The organism is Pseudolactococcus reticulitermitis, from assembly GCF_002260845.1.
GTDB lineage: Bacteria > Bacillota > Bacilli > Lactobacillales > Streptococcaceae > Pseudolactococcus > Pseudolactococcus reticulitermitis.
On record NZ_BEDT01000013.1, the window covers coordinates 1 to 2,625 of the forward strand.

Annotated in this window: 1 protein-coding gene; it reads left to right on the forward strand. The window is 38.8% G+C overall.

Annotation, left to right across the window (positions count from 1 at the left end; translation table 11 throughout):
* Window positions 1–16: 16 nt before the first annotated feature.
* Window positions 17–2,625: phage tail spike protein (locus tag RsY01_RS10690; protein ID WP_305775291.1), on the forward strand; the 2,609-nt coding region annotated here is incomplete at its 3' end.

A 2,625-nucleotide genomic window follows, 5' to 3' on the forward strand; every position in this document is an offset into this window, starting at 1 on the left:
TAATAAAGAAGGCGAGTTGTCTCAAATACAAGCCTATGCAAAACTTCGAGAACTTGCCAATCAAGAATATTCAATTAACCAAATTGATTTACCTATTGCAACTTATGAGGTTGAATTCGCATCTCTTGAAAAGACAGAAGAATATCAAGATTTTGCCACACTTGAAACAGTTAATCTAGGGGACACAGTATCTGTCATCCATGAAGAGGATAGTTTGAACATCATGACACGTATGCTGTCGTATCAATACAATCCGCTTTTGAAAGCTTATATCTCAATTTCACTTGGCAATAGCATACCAAAATTTACAGATATTGCCAAAGACATCAAACGAGTAGATACGCAAGTGAAACAGGCAGTTGATGATGCTGATTACGCTTTGACAGCAGCGAATGGCAAGAACACTAATTTTTATGGTGTTTCGACACCAGTCAACGCTAGACTTGGTGATGTTTGGTATAAGGAAAATGGCGATAGACTTGAGATGTGGCTATATGAAACCAGAGGAGGTTTAACACAATGGTTTGCGTTGATGACTGATTTGACTCAAGAAGAGGTCAAACGAGCAGTAGAACTCGCACAAGCAGAAACAGCACAAGCATTAGAGAATGCGAATGTTGCTTTTAATGCTGCAAATCGAGCGTACCTACAAGTTGAAACACTGACAACAAGTGTCACGAGAAATACGACTCAAATTCAAGTATTCGCAAGTGGTATGACTGCCTTTCAAAATAGAATGACGACTGCAGAAACAAGCTTGATGATTCAAGCAGGTCAAATTTCAAGTAAGGCGAGTCAGACAACGGTTGATACTTTGACAGGAAGAGTTGTGACTGCAGAAAATACTATCCTGCAAAATGCGACAACATTTCTTGCGAAAATTTCTGAAACTGATAATAAAATCGGGGTCCCGTTTAAAATTAATCAGTGGGAAAAAGGGAGTTTATCTAGTAGCGATGGTTCTGAAGTTGCTTCAAATGCTGTTCTTCGCAGTGGTTTTCTTGATGTTACTTATGGGGAAAAGTATATTTCACAGTTGGTAGATGGGTCGACTGTTGCTTTTTATTATCACTATTATGGCTTAAACGTCCCCTATGTTGATTTTGTTCCAAATGGGAAACAATACACAGAGACTTTAGCAGCAGGTGCCTATACAAATGAAACGATTGCTAGTTATTTACTTGTTAAAAATGTAGAAAATTTACCTATTACACTTACTCCGACTACCAATCCTTATTCAAATTCTGGTGATTATCTGGTAATTTATAAATTACCACTTGACGGAAAAATAGTTCCTCAACTCCTGACTTGGACAGGTAAAAAAGATACATCTGATAACACCGTCTGGCTTTATACAAATGGTAACTGGATACAAATTGCGACAATTATATCCAGTGCACAAACAACTTATGAATGGTCATTAACAAGTGATCAACAAAGTGGTGTGACTGGGGACAGTCTCTATCTTGCCTTCTTCTCAATAAAAACAAGTTCATACGCAGGGATTTATAATGTCAGCACAACACCATTTAATTTGAACCCCAGTAGTGATCATCTGCTTTATCAAATGAATACAACTAATACATCAAGTGCAGTAACAATTCCGAGTGGGGTGGTTAAAATGCGTGTACGTGTCAATACGATGGATGCACCAGATGTTTATCAAGGAAATCTCTATCCTTTGGCGACTCGGCAGGATTACACGAGAACGACTAGCTTGTACTCAGCGATACTGATGACGAAAGATTTAATTAATCTACGAGTGGCAAAGGGTGATGTCATTAATCAAATCAATGTATCCACTGAAGGGATTTTGATTAGTGGGAATAAAGTCCATATTACCGGCACGACCACAATTGATAGCGGCGTGATTACATCAGCGATGATTGCGACTGCTGCAATCACAAATGCAAAGATTGGAGATGCGACAATTTCAAGTGCTAAAATCTCAAGTCTGGATGCAGCAAAAATCACAACAGGTACCTTGTCAGCAGCACGGATTGCCTCTCATTCCATTACAGCTGACAAGATAGCAACGAATATCCTGACAACAATTACTGCGAGTGCTGCTATCCGAATTACGGGGTCAAGCATTGGCTACTATGATAACGGTAAACTTGTGACACAAATTGACTCACAAGGTATCACAATTCGTCGTAATGAAACATTGGTCGGAACAATCGGTGCGAACAATCTATCGGGACATAATGAGTGGCGGGGGCTTGACTTTGATTTAGATTATGCGGCGGAATATATGACTTGGGCACACAAAGATACTTCAAATGCTTCTACCTATACAATGAAATTAACATGGTATGCCAAAAAACTTAAAAATGGGATGAGCAAAGGATTTCATTTTGATGACGTTGTCTATTTTGGAGACAAAGTTGGCGTTTCTTATTCAGATGGAACAGAACGGCACGTGAAATTTACATCGACTAATATTTCAGGTCAATTTGAAACGATTCAATCAGGTGGAGGTACGGCAGGGATTGTATTTGCAGGAAGTAATCTATATTTGTGTGATGATGGTGTCTATGTTGATTTTGGGATAATCCGTGAAATCTGTAAAAAACTTGCGGGTAAAAGCATTGCTTTACCGACAGGATTCAATAGTAATGGTAC